Genomic DNA, 16,229 nt, shown 5'->3' with positions numbered 1-16,229 from the left:
TGCTACCGACGGGTAGCCCCTGATCGGGTCGACCTCTCAGTCGTGCCACCTCAACGCGCCCTGCGCACCTCCAGGTTGAACTCCGCGTGCCCGAAATGCCGGAAAAGGTCGAGCCATAGAGGGAGCATCATCTCCACACTGCGGGCCGAGCGGATACCGCCCAGGTCCAGCACCCGGTGCGGCGGCCATCCGAACTCCCCGAGCAGCGCGGTGACCTGCTCCTTGGCGGCGGCGTCCTCGCCGCAGACGAAGAGCTGGTGCTCGCCCGGCACCAGCGACGGGTCCACCATCACCGTGCAGTTGACGGTGTTGAGCGCCTTCACCACGCGCGCGTGCGGGAACGTCCGCTGGATCTGCTCGCCCACGCTGTCCGACTCGACGGGGGACAGCCGCAGCTCCCCCTCCTCGAAGGCCAGGGGGTTGGAGACGTCGACGACGACCTTCCCGTCGAGGTTCGCCGCCCCGGCCGCCTCGAGCGCGGCCAGGGCCACCCGCCCGCCGACGGCGACCACGACCACCTCGGCGGAGGAGGCCGCCTCCGCGAACGTGCCGGCCCGTGCGCCCGCGCCCGTGCTCCGCGCCCACTCCAGGGCGGTCGGGTTGTCCTTGGTGCGCGAGCCCAGGGCCACCTCGTGGCCGAGCTCCGCCAGCTTGCCGGCGAGCGTACGGCCCACATCGCCCGTGCCCAGTACCGCGTACCGCATGGCCACCTCCGCAAGGCCGCCCGCCCTGGGCGGCTCTGGGTCATTCTGCTCCGGGACACGCGGTTTTTTCCTAGACATGACCGCAGGCGTCGCATGGGATGGGGCGGTGACCACGGACACCGGGACCGACGTCTTCGAAGAGCACCGCCCCGTCCTGCTGGGGGTCGCCTACCGCATGCTCGGCCGGGTGGCCGACGCCGAGGACGTGGTCCAGGAGGCCTGGCTGCGCTGGTCCGGCGCCGACCGCAGCGAGGTGCGCGAGCCGCGCGGCTACCTGGTGCGCATCACCACCCGCCTCGCCATCGACCGGCTGCGCCAGGTCAAGGCCCGCAACGAGGCGTACGTCGGACCGTGGCTGCCCGAGCCGTACGTGACCGACTTCGGGGACACCGTCCCGGACACCGCCGAACGAGCGGTGCTCGCCGACTCCGTCTCGCTGGCCGTCCTCGTCGTCCTGGAGTCGCTGTCGCCGCTGGAGCGGGCCGTGTTCGTGCTCAGGGAGGCCTTCGGCTACCCGTACGCGGACATCGCCGTCATGCTCGAGCGGGGCGAGCCGGCCGTGCGCCAGCTCGCCGGGAGGGCCCGCAAGCACGTCGAGGAGCGACGGCCGCGCTACGAGGTCGATCCCGCCCGGCGCCGTGAGCTCACCGAGCGGTTCCTCGCCGCCGCGGGAGGGGGCGACCTGGACGGGCTCATGGCGCTGCTGGCGCCCGACGTGCGGCTCGTCGGGGACAGCGGCGGAAAGTCGCGGGCGCCGCTGCGGGTCCTGGAGAGCGCCGACAAGGTGGGCCGCTTCCTGATCGGGGCCGCCCAGAAGGGCGTACCGGACCCGTCCTTTCGCTTCATGGAGCTCAACGGCGGCCCCGCCCTCGTGGCACTGTCCGCCGGCCGGCCCGACAGCGTCTTCCAGCTGGACGTCTTCCAGGGCCGAATCCAGGCGGTCTACATCATCCGCAACCCTGACAAGCTGCTGTCACTGACCGTGACCTGACCGGCCGCAGCAACCGCTCTCTGTCTTGCCTGTGGGATCGAGGATTGGTCTTGACCAAGGGTTTGGGCCGCCCTATGGTCGCAGATAAGTGCAACAACCTTTAATAAACAAGGGCGCTAAAACGCCGCCGGACCACGGCGATTGCGGAGGACAGGGTGGGGACCACGCAGCTGGAATCGGTGCCGGAACCGAAGTACTGGCACCTCAAGACCGTGCTCAGTGAGGCATTGGACTCCGAGTTCTCCGTGGGCGAGATCCTGCCCAACGAGCGCGACCTCGCCGCCCGCTTCGGCGTCGCCCGCGCCACGCTCCGCCAGGCCCTGGAACAGCTCGAACTCGAAGGCAGGCTGCAGCGCCGCCGCGGTGTCGGTACGACCGTCGCCCCGCCGCGCGTGGGCGTGGCCGTCGGCACCGAGCAGCACGCCTGGCCCGGGGCCGCCGGTGACGTGTGGCAGGCCGTCGACTGCACGGTGACGGCGCCGCCCGCCGCGGTCGCCGCCGCGCTGGAGATCGACCCGGACGAGCCCGTGCACACGGTGCGCCGCTCGCGCATGACGCACGGCCAGCCCGTCGCCGCCGAGCTGCTCTACATCCCGGCGTCCTCGGTGCCCGACCTCTCCGCCATAGACGCACCCTCCGGACCGGCACGCGCGCGTGCCGTGCTGCGCGAGCTGCAGCGGCTGGAGCTGGAGGGCCGGGACAGTTCGGTGGAGCTCGGCTCGGCCCGCGCGGACGACGCCAAGGAACTGGACCGGCTGCCCGGGGCGCCCGTCCTCGTCGTCACCACCCGCTTCCTCGCCGACGGCCGCACCGCGGCCCTCTCCGTCGCCACGTACCGCGCGGACACCTGCCGCCTGACCTTCGGCGATTCGGGCAGCGTGGAGATCCACCCGAACCCCGAGCGCCGGGCCTCCTGAGCCGCCCTGCCGCCCCAGCGACCGCGCCCCGGAACTCCTCCGGGGCGCGAGCCGTTTCACCCGCAGGGTTGCGTCGTCGGCGCGGGGGTGAAGCCGCCCGTCAGCGTCGCGCCGTCACCGTGCCCTCGACCGCGAACAGCTGTTCCTCCACGTGATCGAGGGCGAGCCGGAGCGCTCCCGTCGCGACGGCGGCCTCGCCCAGCAGGGACAGCGTCACCTTCGGGGGACGCAGGCAGTACCGGGCCAGTTCGCTGCGCAGGGGCTCCAGCACGCCGTCGAGGCCGGCCGCCCAGCCGCCGACGACGACCAGTTCCGGGTCGAGCGCCAGGACCAGTGCGGCCACGTCGTGGACGAGCCGCTGGATGAACCGGTCGACGGCCGCACGCGCCCGCTGGTCGCCCTCGCGGGCCTGCGCGAAGACCGCGGCGACGGCCTGCTCGTCGAGAGGGTGCAGCGGCTCGTCGGTGGTGGACAGCAGGGTCTCCGGGGTCACCTCACGGCCCAGCAGGTGCAGCGCGCCGATCTCACCGGCCGCGCCCCCGTAGCCGCGGTGCAGCTGCCCGCCGATCAGCGAACCGGCGCCCGGGCTGAGGCCGGCCAGCACGAACACCATGTCGTCGGACTCGATCGCCGCGCCCTTCCAGTGCTCGGCGACCGCGGCGGCATTGGCGTCGTTCTCGACCAGCACCGGGCACTTGAAGGAGCGGCCCAGCCGCTCGCCGAGATTCAGTCCCGTCCATTCGGGCAGCGCCGTGCCCAGCCGTACGGTCCCGTCCGCCTCGACGATCCCCGGCGTGGCGACCCCCACGGCCCGCAGGGAGTCGCGCGGCACGCCCGCCCGGCGCAGCAGCTCGGCCACGGCGGTGCGCAGCCGTTCCAGCCGCTCGTCCGCCGCAGCCGTCTCGTCGACCTCCTTGGCCTGCGCGCCCAGCACCCGGCCGTCCAGGTCGGCCAGGAGAGCGGCGACCCGGTGCGGCCCGATCTCCAGGCCCAGCAGATGCCCCGCCTCGGCCCGGAACCGGAACCTCCGTGCGGGCCGCCCCTGCCGCCGTACGACACTCTCGTCGGCCGCCTTCTCGACGACGTAGCCCGCCTCGATGAGCCCCTCGACAACGCCCTCGACGGTGGGCCGGGACAGCCCGGTCACCCGGGTGATCTCCGTCAGCGTCGCGGAGTCCGTGGCGCGCAGCGCGTGCAGCACCACCGCGGAGTTGATCCTTCGCAGCAGCGAGGGATCCCCGCCGGTCAGCCGCCCCAACGTCCGTCCTCCCAGCTCGTGCGCGTGTTGGCCGGATCGTACTCGGCGCGGCGGACCCCGGCGAGTGCCAGGGGCTCCTCAGGCAAATCAGCCCGGCGCCACGAACCCCGACTCGTACGCGGCGATCACGGCCTGCGTCCGGTCCCGCGCCCCCAACTTCGCCAGTACGGCGCTGACGTGCGACTTCACCGTCTCCGTGCCGACGACCAGCCGGGCGGCGATCTCCGCGTTCGACAGGCCACGGGCCATCAGCCGCAACACCTCGGCCTCCCGCTCGGTCAGCCGGGCCCGCTCCATCGCGGCCCGGGCCGCCCGGTTCCCGCCGTCGTCGCCGTACTCGGCGGCCAGCCGCCGCACGGAGGCCGGGAACAGCAGCGACTCGCCCTCGGCGACCAGCCGCACCGCATGCACGATCTCGGCCGGCCTCGCCCGCTTCAGCAGAAACCCGTCGGCTCCCGCCCGCAACGCCTCGTACACGTACTCGTCGTTCTCGAACGTCGTCACCACAAGGATCTTGGGCGGATCGTCCACCGTCCGCAGCACCGCGCGCGTGGCCTCGATGCCGTCCAGCAGCGGCATCCGTACGTCCATGGCGACCACGTCCGGCCGCAGTTGCCGCACCAGCGGGATCACCGCCGCCCCGTCGGCCGCCTCCCCGACGACCTCGATGTCGGGCTGCGCCTCCAGCACGGCCCGCAGGCCGGCGCGTACGAGCGGTTCGTCGTCGACAAGGAGAACGGTCACCGGCATCCGGCCAGCCTAGATCAACTCAGCGGCAGCTCCACATGTACCTGCCAGTCGCCCTCGTCCGGCCCGGTGCGCGCGCGGCCGCCCAGCAGCGCCGCGCGCTCCCGTATGCCGCGCAGACCGCTGCCCCTCCCGGGCCCCGGTATCTCGGCGGTCAGCGGATTGCGGACCTCGAGGGTGAGGGTGTTGCCGGTGACGTCCACGCGCACGCGTGTCGGCACGGCGCCCGCGTGCCGCAGCACATTGGTCAGGGCCTCCTGCAGGATGCGGTAGCCCTCCCGGGAGACCGGGCCCGGGACGGACTCCAGCGCACCGGAGACCTCCGAGTCGACCTTCGCGCCGGACGCGCGCGCGGACTCCAGCAGGCGGTCCGCCTCCGCCAGTGTCGGACGGCTGCTCACCGGCCGCTCCGCCTCCCGCAGTACGCCCAGCACCCGCTCCAGGTCCTCCAGCGCGGCCCGGCCGGTGTCCTCGATGGCGGCCAGCGCCCGGTCGGTGAATTCGGGGTCGCCCGCCGCGCGGGCCGCACCCGCCTGTACGACCGCCACCGTGAGGGCATGGCCGATGGAGTCGTGCAGTTCACGGGCGATGCGATTGCGCTCCAGGAGCTGATCCGTGCGCTCCTCCAGCGCCTCCAGGCGCTCGGCCGCGGACGGGCCCAGGAGACGGCGCGCAACCGCGGTGATCAGTGCACCCAGGCCGACGACGACCCCGTAGAGCGCGATGAGCGGCAGCGGCACCAACAGCCAGTACACCCAGTGCGGTTGGGCCTCGCGCAGCAGCGGGACGGCGTCGTCCGGCGAGTGTCCGAGCGCGATGCGGGCCAGCTCGTAGACGAGGCCCGGAAGCCACACACAGCTCGCCATCGCCACCGCACCCAACACCATGCGCGTCTCCAGCCACAGCATGGTGCGCAGCCGGTCCCGCCAGGCCGTCGCCGGGCTCACGGAGATCCCCGAGTCCTGCTCACCCGGCGTCAGCAGCAGCCGCGCCTGCACCCCCTCGCCCATCCGGACCGCGGGGATGAGCCCCACCGGGACGAGAACGGCCGCAGGAATCCAGGGAGTCGACATATCGATGTACAGCCACACGCTGACGATGAGCATCGGCACCCACAGGTGCAGCAAGCGCGTGTACGTCGTCCCCCGGAGCAACGGGCGCAGAAAGCGGGCCATTTCGTCATCGTGCCAGGCGCCACTGACAACGGACTTCCCCCGCGCGGGGGAGACGATCCGCACCGCCGGGGGAGGAGACCACCCCGCCCGACCGGCCACGCTGCTGCCATGACCAGCATCGACGTCCACGATCTCACCAAGGAGTACGGCACTCGACGCGCCGTCGACCACCTCACCTTCAGCGTCCGACCCGGCCGCGTCACCGGCTTCCTCGGCCCCAACGGCGCCGGAAAGTCCACCACCATGCGGCTGGTGCTCGGCCTCGACCGACCCACCTCCGGCACCGCCACGATCGGCGGCCGGCCCTACGCCGCACTCCGCGAACCCCTGCGCCACGTCGGCGCCCTGCTCGACGCGCAGGCCGCGCACGGGTCCCGTACCGGTCGGGACCACCTGCGCGTACTGGCGGCGAGCAACCGCATCCCCGGCCGCCGGGTCGACGAGGTGCTGGAGGAGACCGGGCTCGCCCCGGTCGCGCGGCGCCGCGTGAAGACGTACTCCCTGGGCATGCGTCAACGCCTGGGCATCGCCGCCGCGCTGCTGGGCGAGCCCGAGGTGGTCATGCTCGACGAGCCCTCCAACGGCCTCGACCCCGAAGGCATCATCTGGATCCGCGCGTTGCTGCGCCGGCTCGCGGGGCAGGGCCGCACGGTGCTGGTCTCCAGCCACCTCATGAGCGAGACGGCATCCTTCGCCGACCACCTCGTCGTCCTCGGACGCGGACGCCTCCTGGCCGACACCCCGATGCGGGAGTTCATCCACGCGCGCGTGCAGCCACGCGTACGCATCCGTACGACGGACGCGACGGCACTCAAGAGCGTCCTCGCCCGCCACGGCCACCACGCCGTGGAGCACGACGACGGGTACTGGACCGTGGACCACGCGCGCGTGGACGACATCGGACGGCTCGCCTCCGCCGCCGGCGTGCCGATCCTCGAACTCACCGCGGAAGAGGGCACGTTGGAGCAGGCCTATCTGGATCTCACCGGCGCCGAGACCGAGTTCACCGCACAGCCTCAGGAGGCCTGACCATGGCATTCACGCCCGCGCTCCACTCGGAGTGGCTCAAGATCCGTACGCTGCGGTCGCTCGTCGGCGGCCTGTGCGCGGTGCTGCCGGCCACCACAGTGTTCTCGGCGCTCGCCGCGACCGACAGCGGCGGAGCGGACTTCGACCCGTTGTTCTCGCTCTTCTTCGGCGTCAGCTTCGGCCAGATCGCGGCGATCGCCTTCGGCGTGACGGCCGTGTCCGCGGAGTTCCGGAGCGGCGCCCTGCACGCCACGTTGGCCGCGGTGCCGAGTCGTGGGCGATGGTTCGCGGCGAAGACGGTGGCGGTGGCCGTACCCGTGCTGCTCGTGGGGCTGGTGACGGGAGCCGTGAGCATGGCCGTCGGGAAGGCCGTCCTGGGGGTGAAGGCGGACGGGCTGACCTGGAGCGAAGAGCTGCGGGGCGTGGTCGGTTGCGGGATCTACCTGACGCTGATGGCCTTGCTGGCGGTGGGTCTGACCGCACTGCTGCGCAGCGGCGTCGCCACGCTGAGCATCCTGATCCCGTTCCTGCTGATCGTCTCGTTCGTGATCGGGGACATGTCCGGTTCCGTGGCGGATGTCCTGCCGGACCGGGCGGGGCAGGTGGTGTTCCACGAGTCGTGGGACGGAGCGTTGGGGCCGTGGACGGGGCTTGCGGTGACGGGGCTCTGGACGGGGGCGGCGTTGCTGGCGGGGGCGTGGAGTGTGCGGCGCAGGGACGCCTGACACCTCACCAAATGTCAGTGCCAGCCGCTTTACTGGACCACATGAACATCGCACAGCACATCGCTCTCATCGACGAGCTGTGCTTCCGCCCCTTTCCGGCGGGGCACGGCCACCACGAAGCCGTGTTAGAGAGCAGCCACGGCCTGCGAAGCGGCGACAGCGCGGAGCGGGCGGTGACGGCGGACCAATACCGCAAGGTCAAGGACGCCATCTACGAGCAACTGGAGGCGCGCTGGGGAGAAGAGGATCCCTTCAACCTGCAGACCGCCCTGCTGCGCACCGAACGAGAGCAGATACCCGAGCCGTGGGCCGCCATCAGCGCACGCGCGAGCGTGGCCGACGTCTGGGAGGTGGAGGGGACGGGCCGCTGGGTCGCCGTGTTCGTCGCCGACCGGGACGAGGCGGACGAGATCCAGCTCGTCGCCGTGGTCACCGAGATAGCCGCACCCTGACCGGCTAACCCCCCGAGGCCGCCACCCGCAACCGCCCGAACTCCTCCGCCATCGTCTGCGCCGTCCAATGCGCGTTCAGCCCGCTGGGGTTGGGCAGCACCCACACCCGCGTGTCCCCGATGACCCGTTCCTGTGGCCCCACCTGGGCCTTGCGGTCGTCGAATGCGACGCGGTACGCCGTGACCCCCACCACCGCCAGCCACCGCGGCTTCAACCGGCCCACCTTCAGCGCCAACTGCCGCCCGCCCTCGCGGTACTCCTCCGCACTCAGCTCGTCGGCCCGCGCCGTCGCCCGGGCCACCACGTTCGTGATGCCGAGCCCGTACGACAGCAACTCCCGCTGTTCCGACGGCTTCATGAGCCGCGGCGTGAAGCCCGACAGGTGCAGCACCGGCCAGAAGCGGTTGCCGGGCCGGGCGAAGTGATGGCCCGTCGCCGCCGTCATCAGACCGGGGTTGATGCCGCAGAACAGAACATCGAGGCCGTCCGCGACCACGTCCGGGACGAGACGGTCGCGGGCGGCCTCCAGTTCCGCCGGAGTGAAGCGGGTCAGAGGATCGCCCCCGGCGTGTAGCCCGCGGCCTCCGGGTGCTGCTTGACGATCTCCTCGATACGGCCGACGACGATGCCGACCTGGTCGGCCGCGGCGCCCGTGAAGGACAGCTTGTCGGCCATCAGCGCGTCCAGCTCGGCCCGGTCGAGCGGCAGCCGAGCGTCGGCGGCCAGCTTGTCGAGCAGCTCGTTGCGCTCGACGCCCTGCTCGCGCATCGCCAGCGCAGAGGCGACGGCGTTCTCCTTGATCGCCTCGTGCGCGACCTCACGGCCGACACCCGCGCGCACCGCGCCCATCAGCACCTTGGTCGTGGCGAGGAACGGCAGGTAGCGGTCCAGCTCGCGCGCGACGACCGCCGGGAACGCGCCGAACTCGTCCAGCACCGTCAGGAACGTCTCCAGCAGACCGTCCAGCGCGAAGAACGCATCCGGCAGCGCGACCCGGCGCACCACCGAGCAGGACACGTCGCCCTCGTTCCACTGGTCGCCGGCCAGCTCACCGGTCATCGAGGCGTAGCCGCGCAGGATGACCATCAGGCCGTTCACGCGCTCGCACGACCGCGTGTTCATCTTGTGCGGCATCGCGGACGACCCGACCTGGCCCGGCTTGAAGCCCTCGGTCACCAGCTCGTGCCCGGCCATCAGCCGAATCGTCTTCGCGAGCGAGGACGGCGCCGCCGCCAGCTGCACCAGCGCCGTCACGACCTCGTAGTCCAGCGAGCGCGGGTAGACCTGGCCGACCGAGGTGAAGGCCTGCGAGAAGCCCAGGTGCTGCGCGATCCGGTTCTCCAGGTCGGCCAGCTTGCCCGCGTCCCCGCCCAGCAGGTCCAGCATGTCCTGCGCCGTGCCGACCGGGCCTTTGATGCCGCGCAGCGGGTAGCGCCCGAGCAGCTCCTCGACCCGGCCGTACGCGACGAGCAGCTCGTCGGCGGCCGTAGCAAACCGCTTGCCCAGCGTCGTGGCCTGCGCGGCCACGTTGTGCGAGCGGCCCGCCATGACCAGCTCGCCGTACTCGCCGGCGAGCTTGCCCAGGCGCGCCAGGACGGCCACCGTTCGGTCGCGCATCAGCTCCAGCGAGAGCCGGATCTGCAGCTGCTCGACGTTCTCGGTGAGGTCGCGGGAGGTCATGCCCTTGTGCACGTGCTCGTGCCCGGCGAGGTCGTTGAACTCCTCGATCCGCGCCTTCACATCGTGCCGCGTGACCTTCTCGCGCTCGGCGATGGAGGCCAGGTCGACGGTGTCGAGGACACGCTCGTAGTCGGCGATCGCCGCGTCCGGCACCTCGATCCCGAGGTCCTTCTGGGCCCGCAGCACGGCGAGCCAGAGCTGCCGCTCCAGCTTCACCTTCTGCTCGGGCGACCAGAGCGTGGCGAGCTCGGCGGAGGCGTAGCGTCCGGCGAGGACGTTCGGGATGCGGGGCTTGGCGGGCGCAGAAGTCACGTGTACGGATTCTACTGGCGATTCCTGCAGGCCAGCGCCACAGCCCCCTTTGTCGGAAGCTACGAGACCTGGGTCACCGCAGCTCCTGCCCTGTGTCATGCAACTCCGAGTCCGCGAGCTCCGCCAGCACATCCGCATGGCACAGCTCGGGCGCGCACCAGCAGGCCAGTGTCCGCCCGCGCAGCTCCGGCACCAGCTCCAGCAGTTCGGGGCGCTCCAGCAGATATGCCCGGTACATCGCCATGACCTCGGCGCGGGTGCCGTCCCGGCGGCGCTTCGGGGTGTCGTAGGCGAAGGGGTTGTAGAGCGGGTGCCGGGGCAGGTCCCAGCCGCCCAGGGTCCAGCGGCGGCCGACGTAGACGACGTCTTCGGGGGCGTGTTCCAGCCGGGGGCCGAACTCGTGGATCCGGCCCCTGACGTTGATCACCCGCGTCGCCATGGGCGGTTACGCCGCCGGGCCCTCGTAGGGCAGCAGTTCGGGGCGCTTCGGGGGCAGGCCGTCGCCCGAGGAGCGGCCGGTCAGGCGGCGGCCGATCCACGGCAGCAGGTGCCGGCGGGCGAAGCGGACGTCGGCGACCCGGCGCATGGCCCATCCCGGGGGCGGGGTCGCCTCCATCGGCGTGTGCCAGTCGGCATCCTCGGGGTTGTAGCCGAGTGTCTGCCAGACCGCCTCGGCGACCCTGCGGTGGCCCTCGGTCGTGAGGTGCAGCCGGTCCACGTCCCACAGGCGCGGGTCGCTGAGCGAGGGGGCTCCGTAGAGGTCGACGACCAGTGCGCCGTGCTGTGCGGCGAGGTCGTCGACGGTGACGAAGAGCTCTTCCATGCGTGGCCGGAAGCGCTCCAGGACCGGACCCTGGCGGCCGGGGCTGCGCATCAGCACGAGCTGTTTGCAGGAGGGGGCCAGCCGTTCGACGGCCTCGGTGAGCAGGCCCTTCACCCGTCCCATGTCGCACTTGGGGCGCAGGGTGTCGTTGAGGCCGCCCACCAGCGTGATCACGTCGGGTCGCATGGCCGCGGCGACGTCGACCTGTTCGTCGACGATCTGTCCGATCAGCTTGCCGCGCACGGCGAGGTTGGCGTACCGGAATCCGGGGGTGACGGCGGCCATCCGTCCGGCGAGGAGGTCGGCCCAGCCTCGGTACGTGCCGTCGGGCAGCAGGTCCGACATGCCCTCGGTGAAGGAGTCGCCGACGGCGACCAGGCTGGTGTGAGTGGGGTTCTTCTGCATGGCGTCAGAGATGGTATCCCGGGCCCATACCCGTCGGTCGGTCGGCCCGGGCACCTCTCCGCGCGGCTCAGGCCGGCTGTCCGAACAGCTCGCGCAGTACGTCCTCCATGGTCACCAGGCCGGCCAGCCGTCCGTCGTCGCCGAGTACGGCGGCGAGGTGCGTGCGGCTGCCGCGCATCGCCGTGAGGACGTCGTCCAGCGGTGTGGTCTCCCGTACGCGCGCGATGGGGCGCATGTCCTGCACCCGGAACGGCACGTCCCGTGGCATGGCGTCGAGCGCGTCCTTCACGTGCAGGTAGCCGACGATCCTGCGGTTCTCGTCGACCACCGGGAAGCGGGAGAAGCCGGATTCGGCCGACAGCTGCTCCAGCTCCTCCGGTGTGACGCCCACGCGCGCGTAGACGACGCGTTCCAGTGGCATGACGACGTCGCGCACCGGGCGGCGGCCCAGCTCCAGCGCGTCGTGCAGCCGCTCCCGGGCGCGCTCGTCGATCAGGCCCGCCTCGCCCGAGTCGCGTACGATCCGGGCCAGCTCGGCGTCCGAGAAGGTGGCCGTGACCTCGTCCTTGGTCTCCACCCGAAGCAGCTTCAGCAGGGCGTTCGCGAAGGCGTTGATCGCGAAGATCACGGGGCGCAGTGCCCGGGAGAGGGTGACGAGCGGTGGGCCGAGGAGCAGGGCGCTGCGCACCGGTTCCGCCAGTGCGATGTTCTTGGGCACCATCTCGCCGAGCAGCATGTGCAGATAGGTCGCCAGGGTCAGCGCGATCACGAAGGACACCGCGTGTCCGGCGCTGGTCGGCACGCCCAGGGCGTGGAACACGGGCTCCAGCAGATGTGCGATCGCCGGTTCGGCGACCACGCCCAGGACCAGGGTGCACAGCGTGATGCCGAGTTGGGCGGCCGCCATCAGGGCGGACACGTGCTGCAGTCCCCACAGCACGCTCCTGGCGCGCCGGTCGCCCTCCTCGGCGTGCGGTTCGATCTGGCTGCGGCGTACGGAGATCAGCGCGAACTCGGCGCCGACGAAGAAGGCGTTGACGACGAGGGTCGCAAAGCCGATCAGCAGCTGTACGGCGGTCATCGGGCGTCCCCCTGCTCGTCCTTGGCGTGGGTCTCGTCGGCGGTGGCGGCTGCGTCGGTGAAGGGTGCGTGCATCAGCACCCGTGCGGCCCGGCGCCCCGAGGCGTCCACCACGTCGAGCCTCCAGCCGGCGACCTCCACACGGTCGCCGACGGCCGGGATGCGGCCGAGCTCGGTCGCGATGAGGCCGGCCAGTGTCTCGTACGGCCCCTCGGGCGCCCTGAGTCCGATGCGCGCGAGCTGGTCCACGCGCGCGGAGCCGTCGGCCGAGTACAGGGTCCGGCCCTCTTCGTCGCTGCCGGCGGTGGCCAGGTCGGGTGTCTCGTGCGGGTCGTGTTCGTCGCGGACCTCGCCGACGACCTCCTCGACGATGTCCTCGAGGGTGGCGACGCCCGCGGTGCCGCCGTACTCGTCGATGACCACGGCCATGGTGCGCTTGCCGGACAGGCGGTCCAGCAGCCGGTCGACGGTGAGGGTCTCCGGGACCAGGAGCGGTTCGCGCATCACCTCGGAGACGTGCACGCGGGTGCGGCGCTCGGCGGGTATCGCCAGGACGTCCTTGACGTGGGCGGTGCCGACGACGGAGTCGAGGTTGCCGCGGTAGACCGGGAACCGGGAGAGCCCGGTCGCCCGGGTTGCGTTGGCCACGTCCTCGCAGGTCGCCTGGACCTCGAGGGCGATGACCTGGACGCGTGGCGTCATCACGTTCTCCGCGGTCAGGTCGGCGAGGTTCAGGGTCCGCACGAACAGCTCGGCGGTGTCCGCCTCCAGGGCGCCCTCCTTGGCGGAGTGCCGGGCCAGTGCCGCCAGCTCCTTGGGGCTGCGGGCGGAGGCCAGTTCCTCGGTGGGCTCCAGGCCGAAGCGGCGCACCACGCGGTTGGCCGTGTTGTTGAGGTGCGTGATGAAGGGGCGGAAGGCCGCGCTGAACAGGCGCTGTGCGTTGCCCACCCGCTTGGCCACGGCCAGCGGTGAGGAGATGGCCCAGTTCTTGGGCACCAGTTCGCCGACGACCATCAGGAAGACGGTCGACAGCGCCGTGCCGAGCACCAGGGCGAGCGAGCTTGCCGCGGAGGAGGAGATGCCGAGCGCTTCGAGCGGGCCCGCGATCAGCTTGGCGATCGAGGGTTCGGCGAGCATGCCGACGACCAGGTTGGTGACGGTGATGCCGAGCTGGGCGCCGGAGAGCTGGAACGTCAGGCTCCGGACGGCCTTGAGGGCACCGGACGCACCCGTCTCGCCGCGCTCGACGGCCCGTTCCAGCTCGCCGCGCTCGACCGTGGTCAGCGAGAACTCGGCCGCAACGAAGGCGCCGCAGGCGAGCGAGAGCAGGATCGCCACCAGCAGGAGGAGCACTTCGGTCATCGGGTCACCTCCGTCCCATCGTCGGACAGGGGCGGGAGGAACGCGCGATGTCGTGCACTGCGCGTACTACTGGGAGGCTCGCCCATGGGCGGACGCTCACACCTTTCATTGGAGGGCCGGATCGGATTCGGATGCGGTCCCCCAATGGTAAAGGATCGGCAAAGGTGATCAGTGTGTGAGGTGCTTCACCCACCGCCGCCAGTGTTCCTCGGGTGTGTACCCGGCCGCCCGCCAGGCGTGCTGCCCGGTCTCGTTGCGCACCAGCACCATCGCATCGCCGCGCCGGCCGCCGAGCCGTACGAAGCGCTCCTCCGCGGCGGCGAGCAGCGCCGAGCCGATGCCCTGTCGGCGCCGCTCCGGGTGCACCGCCAGCCGGTACAGATGGCAGCGCCAGCCGTCGAAGCCGGCGATCACCGTGCCGACCAGTTCGCCGCCGAGCTCGGCCAGGATCAGCGCCTCGGGGTCACGGGCGACCAGCCGCTCCACGCCGTCCCGGTCGTCGCTGATGCTCGTGCCCTCCGCGGCCGTCTTCCAGAAGGCCAGCACGGTGTCGAGGTCGGCGGGCGCCGCGGCCCGTATGTGCAGATCAGTCATGCCGTGATCCCATCACGGGCGCCGGACGGGGAGGCGGAATTCCGGCATGCGGACGGTCGGCGGACGGTCATCGCCCGCGCAGCTTCTCCATGACCGGCCCGAACGCCTCCATGGACCCTTCGAGCACCGTCAGATACGTGAAGCCGTACCTCTCGCGCCGCTCCAGCACCTGCGCGACGATCTCGTCCACGGTGCCGATCAGCACGATGGGCAGCTCCAGTGCCTGTTCGAGGGTCAGGTTCGGTATCCGGCGCAGGAAGGGAGCCGCCACGGCCTCGCGGTCGTCGGTGACGACCACCGACTGGATGAGCAGGTTCAGTTCGGCCGGTTCCTTACGGCCCTGGGCCAGCCGGCTGTAGCGGGCGACGCGCTCGTCGAGTTCCTCGGCGGTGGCCGGGGTCACCTGTCCGTCGGTGCTGCCCGGCACCAAGGAGGCGCCCGCAAAGGCCGCGATGTCGGCGTGCTCGGCGGCCAGCTCCAGCATCCGGTTGCCGTTGCCGCCGATCAGCAGCGGCACGCGCGGTTTCTGGGCCGGCTGCGGCTGGTGCTCGTCGGAGCTCAGCAGGCGCTCCAACTCCTCGACGGTGTGCCGCAGATGGTCCACCCGCTCGCCCGGCGAGCCGAACGGCAGCCCGGCCTCGTCGTGCTCGGCCTTGACGTAACCCGCGCCGAGTCCGAGTTCGAGGCGTCCGCCGGTCAGGGCGTCGGTCGTGGCCACTTCGCGGGCGAGCAGTGTGGGGTTCCAAAATCCCGCGTTGAGCACGAACGTGCCCACCCGCGGCCGCTCGGTGACCGCTGCCGCCGCGACCAGCGCCGGGAACGGCGAGGGCTTGCCGAGATGGTCGGGGATGAGGATCACGTCGTAGCCGAGTTCCTCTGCCTGCCGGCACCTGGCGCGCCATGCGTCGGTGGGGGCGGTGGCGTTGAGGTTGACGGCGAAACGGAACGGGCGCGGCATGAACTCTCCTCAGCAGCAAGCGACTTGAGTGCTCACTGTGATTGCACCACTCGGGTGGGACGTGCCGCCAGTACGTCCATGGCGGATGCACGCATCGCGCCCCTTCACCGGCCCCGCAAGCGCTCCACGACGGGACCGAACGCCTCCATGTACGGTTCGAGCACGGTGAGATACGAGAAGCCGTACCGCTCGCGCTGTGCCAGCACCTTCGCGACGATCTCGTCCAGGGTGCCGATGAGGATGGTGGGCAGGTCCAGCACGGCCGGCAGGCTCAGTTCCGGACGTCGTTCCAGCAGCGGCCGCAGCACGGCCGCCGGATCCTCGGTGACGACCGCCATCTGGAGGAGCAGGTTCAGTTCGGCCGGTTCCTTGCGGGCCTGGGCCAGCCGGAGGTAGCGGGCGACACGCTCGTCGAGTTCCTCGGCGGTGGTCGGGGCGAGCTTTCCGGTCGTGCTGCCCGGTTGGAGATATGCCCCCGCGAAGGCCGCGATGTCGGCGTGCTCGGCGGTGAGCCGCAGCATCCGGTTGCCGTTGCCGCCGATCATCAAGGGCACACGGGGCTTCTGGACGGGCTGCGGCTGCCCGTCGGACGTGAGCAGCCGCTCCAACTCCCCGATCGTGCGCTGGAGATGGTCCACCCGCTCGCGCGCCGAGCCGAAGGGCAGTCCTGCGGTGTCGTGCTCGGTCCGTACATAGCCGGTGCCCAGGCCGAGTTCGAGGCGCCCGCCGGTCAGGGCGTCCGTGGTGGCGACCTCGCGGGCGAGCAGCGTGGGGTTCCAGAAGCCCGCGTTGAGCACGAAGGTGCCCAGCCGCGGCCGCTCGGTCGCCTCCGCCGCCGCGACCAGCGCCGGGAACGGCGCGACCATGCCGAGGTGGTCGGGGACCAGGATCACGTCGTAGCCGAGTTCCTCGGCCCGCCGGCACTTGGCGCGCCACTCGGCGGCGGGGGACGGGGTGATCAGGCTTGCTCCGAAACGGAACGGGCGCGGCATGAACTCTCCTCACCAGCAGGCGAAT

The 16,229-nt window shown here is 71.6% G+C and carries 18 protein-coding genes; 5 read left to right on the top strand and 13 right to left on the bottom strand.

The window, feature by feature from the left end; genetic code table 11:
• Positions 1-50: 50 nt before the first annotated feature.
• Positions 51-704, bottom strand: coding sequence for an NAD(P)-binding domain-containing protein (locus ABZ880_RS36490; RefSeq protein WP_361272135.1), 654 nt, complete (start codon positions 702-704; stop codon positions 51-53).
• Between the two features lie 106 nt (positions 705-810).
• On the opposite strand from ABZ880_RS36490, the gene ABZ880_RS36485 reads away from it, so the two are divergent.
• On the top strand, positions 811-1,695 hold the full coding sequence (locus tag ABZ880_RS36485) for an RNA polymerase sigma-70 factor (protein WP_361272132.1): 885 nt from the start codon (positions 811-813) through the stop codon (positions 1,693-1,695).
• Positions 1,696-1,850: 155 nt separating this feature from the next.
• Entirely contained in the window at positions 1,851-2,612 is a 762-nt protein-coding gene (locus ABZ880_RS36480) for a GntR family transcriptional regulator (protein ID WP_361272129.1), read from the top strand.
• A 100-nt stretch (positions 2,613-2,712) separates the two neighbouring features.
• Here ABZ880_RS36480 and ABZ880_RS36475 read toward each other — a convergent pair whose 3' ends face one another.
• From ABZ880_RS36475 to ABZ880_RS36465, 3 genes are all read right to left on the bottom strand, one after another.
• Positions 2,713-3,870 carry an ROK family protein gene (locus ABZ880_RS36475; protein WP_361272127.1) on the bottom strand — a complete coding sequence of 386 codons (1,158 nt, stop codon included), beginning with the start codon at positions 3,868-3,870 and terminating at the stop codon, positions 2,713-2,715.
• A gap of 87 nt (positions 3,871-3,957) precedes the next feature.
• Positions 3,958-4,620 carry a response regulator transcription factor gene (locus tag ABZ880_RS36470; RefSeq protein WP_361272124.1) on the bottom strand — a complete coding sequence of 221 codons (663 nt, stop codon included), beginning with the start codon at positions 4,618-4,620 and terminating at the stop codon, positions 3,958-3,960.
• A gap of 14 nt (positions 4,621-4,634) precedes the next feature.
• Positions 4,635-5,792 (bottom strand): histidine kinase, encoded by a 1,158-nt coding sequence (locus tag ABZ880_RS36465; protein ID WP_361272120.1) that lies wholly within the window; start codon positions 5,790-5,792, stop codon positions 4,635-4,637.
• Between the two features lie 108 nt (positions 5,793-5,900).
• Here ABZ880_RS36465 and ABZ880_RS36460 point away from each other — a divergent pair, with 108 nt between their 5' ends.
• From ABZ880_RS36460 to ABZ880_RS36450, 3 genes are read left to right on the top strand one after another with little or no spacing between them, the layout of a single operon-like run.
• A complete protein-coding gene (locus ABZ880_RS36460; RefSeq protein WP_361272117.1) occupies positions 5,901-6,821 on the top strand; it encodes an ABC transporter ATP-binding protein in 921 nt (306 codons plus the stop codon).
• Between the two features lie 2 nt (positions 6,822-6,823).
• Positions 6,824-7,546 carry an ABC transporter permease gene (locus tag ABZ880_RS36455; RefSeq protein WP_361272114.1) on the top strand — a complete coding sequence of 241 codons (723 nt, stop codon included), beginning with the start codon at positions 6,824-6,826 and terminating at the stop codon, positions 7,544-7,546.
• A gap of 41 nt (positions 7,547-7,587) precedes the next feature.
• Positions 7,588-7,998 (top strand): hypothetical protein, encoded by a 411-nt coding sequence (locus tag ABZ880_RS36450; RefSeq protein WP_361272111.1) that lies wholly within the window; start codon positions 7,588-7,590, stop codon positions 7,996-7,998.
• A gap of 4 nt (positions 7,999-8,002) precedes the next feature.
• Here the strand turns inward: ABZ880_RS36450 and mug are convergent, their stop codons facing one another.
• The 9 genes from mug to ABZ880_RS36405 all read right to left on the bottom strand — a co-directional run bounded on the left by mug (position 8,003) and on the right by ABZ880_RS36405 (position 16,204).
• Complete coding sequence (gene mug, locus ABZ880_RS36445; RefSeq protein WP_361272212.1) at positions 8,003-8,551, bottom strand: G/U mismatch-specific DNA glycosylase; 549 nt, start codon at positions 8,549-8,551, stop codon at positions 8,003-8,005.
• The gene (gene purB / locus ABZ880_RS36440) at positions 8,548-9,990 is read right to left on the bottom strand and encodes an adenylosuccinate lyase (protein WP_361272108.1); all 1,443 of its coding nucleotides are present in this window, start codon (positions 9,988-9,990) and stop codon (positions 8,548-8,550) included. Before purB ends, mug begins: the two co-directional genes overlap by 4 nt.
• Before the next feature lie 73 nt (positions 9,991-10,063).
• Positions 10,064-10,429 carry a DUF4326 domain-containing protein gene (locus tag ABZ880_RS36435; RefSeq protein WP_361272105.1) on the bottom strand — a complete coding sequence of 122 codons (366 nt, stop codon included), beginning with the start codon at positions 10,427-10,429 and terminating at the stop codon, positions 10,064-10,066.
• Between the two features lie 6 nt (positions 10,430-10,435).
• A complete protein-coding gene (locus tag ABZ880_RS36430) occupies positions 10,436-11,218 on the bottom strand; it encodes an SGNH/GDSL hydrolase family protein (RefSeq protein ID WP_361272102.1) in 783 nt (260 codons plus the stop codon).
• Between the two features lie 67 nt (positions 11,219-11,285).
• Complete coding sequence (locus ABZ880_RS36425; protein ID WP_361272099.1) at positions 11,286-12,299, bottom strand: hemolysin family protein; 1,014 nt, start codon at positions 12,297-12,299, stop codon at positions 11,286-11,288.
• On the bottom strand, positions 12,296-13,660 hold the full coding sequence (locus tag ABZ880_RS36420; RefSeq protein ID WP_361272096.1) for a hemolysin family protein: 1,365 nt from the start codon (positions 13,658-13,660) through the stop codon (positions 12,296-12,298). The genes ABZ880_RS36425 and ABZ880_RS36420 overlap by 4 nt, the downstream gene beginning before the upstream one ends.
• Positions 13,661-13,828: 168 nt before the next feature.
• Positions 13,829-14,254 carry a GNAT family N-acetyltransferase gene (locus ABZ880_RS36415; protein ID WP_361272093.1) on the bottom strand — a complete coding sequence of 142 codons (426 nt, stop codon included), beginning with the start codon at positions 14,252-14,254 and terminating at the stop codon, positions 13,829-13,831.
• 67 nt (positions 14,255-14,321) lie between these two features.
• Entirely contained in the window at positions 14,322-15,212 is an 891-nt protein-coding gene (locus ABZ880_RS36410) for an LLM class F420-dependent oxidoreductase (RefSeq protein ID WP_361272089.1), read from the bottom strand.
• 104 nt (positions 15,213-15,316) lie between these two features.
• A complete protein-coding gene (locus ABZ880_RS36405; RefSeq protein WP_361272086.1) occupies positions 15,317-16,204 on the bottom strand; it encodes an LLM class F420-dependent oxidoreductase in 888 nt (295 codons plus the stop codon).
• Positions 16,205-16,229: the final 25 nt, after the last annotated feature.

Origin of the sequence: Streptomyces sp. NPDC047043, assembly GCF_040644055.1 — a bacterium.
Lineage (GTDB): Bacteria > Actinomycetota > Actinomycetes > Streptomycetales > Streptomycetaceae > Streptomyces.
The sequence above is the reverse complement of the archived record's forward strand: the minus strand, read 5'-3'. Positions and strand labels throughout refer to the sequence as shown.

Excerpts from the sequence above, each read along its gene's own strand:
- ABZ880_RS36420 (WP_361272096.1), bottom strand. The coding sequence starts at position 13,660 with ATGACCGAAGTGCTCCTCCTGCTGGTGGCGATCCTGCTCTCGCTCGCC.
- ABZ880_RS36405 (WP_361272086.1), bottom strand. The coding sequence starts at position 16,204 with ATGCCGCGCCCGTTCCGTTTCGGAGCAAGCCTGATCACCCCGTCCCCC.
- ABZ880_RS36490 (WP_361272135.1), bottom strand. The coding sequence starts at position 704 with ATGCGGTACGCGGTACTGGGCACGGGCGATGTGGGCCGTACGCTCGCC.
- ABZ880_RS36460 (WP_361272117.1), top strand. The coding sequence starts at position 5,901 with ATGACCAGCATCGACGTCCACGATCTCACCAAGGAGTACGGCACTCGA.
- ABZ880_RS36450 (WP_361272111.1), top strand. The coding sequence starts at position 7,588 with ATGAACATCGCACAGCACATCGCTCTCATCGACGAGCTGTGCTTCCGC.
- ABZ880_RS36465 (WP_361272120.1), bottom strand. The coding sequence starts at position 5,792 with ATGGCCCGCTTTCTGCGCCCGTTGCTCCGGGGGACGACGTACACGCGC.
- ABZ880_RS36415 (WP_361272093.1), bottom strand. The coding sequence starts at position 14,254 with ATGACTGATCTGCACATACGGGCCGCGGCGCCCGCCGACCTCGACACC.
- ABZ880_RS36430 (WP_361272102.1), bottom strand. The coding sequence starts at position 11,218 with ATGCAGAAGAACCCCACTCACACCAGCCTGGTCGCCGTCGGCGACTCC.
- ABZ880_RS36425 (WP_361272099.1), bottom strand. The coding sequence starts at position 12,299 with ATGACCGCCGTACAGCTGCTGATCGGCTTTGCGACCCTCGTCGTCAAC.
- ABZ880_RS36470 (WP_361272124.1), bottom strand. The coding sequence starts at position 4,620 with ATGCCGGTGACCGTTCTCCTTGTCGACGACGAACCGCTCGTACGCGCC.
- ABZ880_RS36410 (WP_361272089.1), bottom strand. The coding sequence starts at position 15,212 with ATGCCGCGCCCGTTCCGTTTCGCCGTCAACCTCAACGCCACCGCCCCC.
- ABZ880_RS36435 (WP_361272105.1), bottom strand. The coding sequence starts at position 10,429 with ATGGCGACGCGGGTGATCAACGTCAGGGGCCGGATCCACGAGTTCGGC.
- ABZ880_RS36455 (WP_361272114.1), top strand. The coding sequence starts at position 6,824 with ATGGCATTCACGCCCGCGCTCCACTCGGAGTGGCTCAAGATCCGTACG.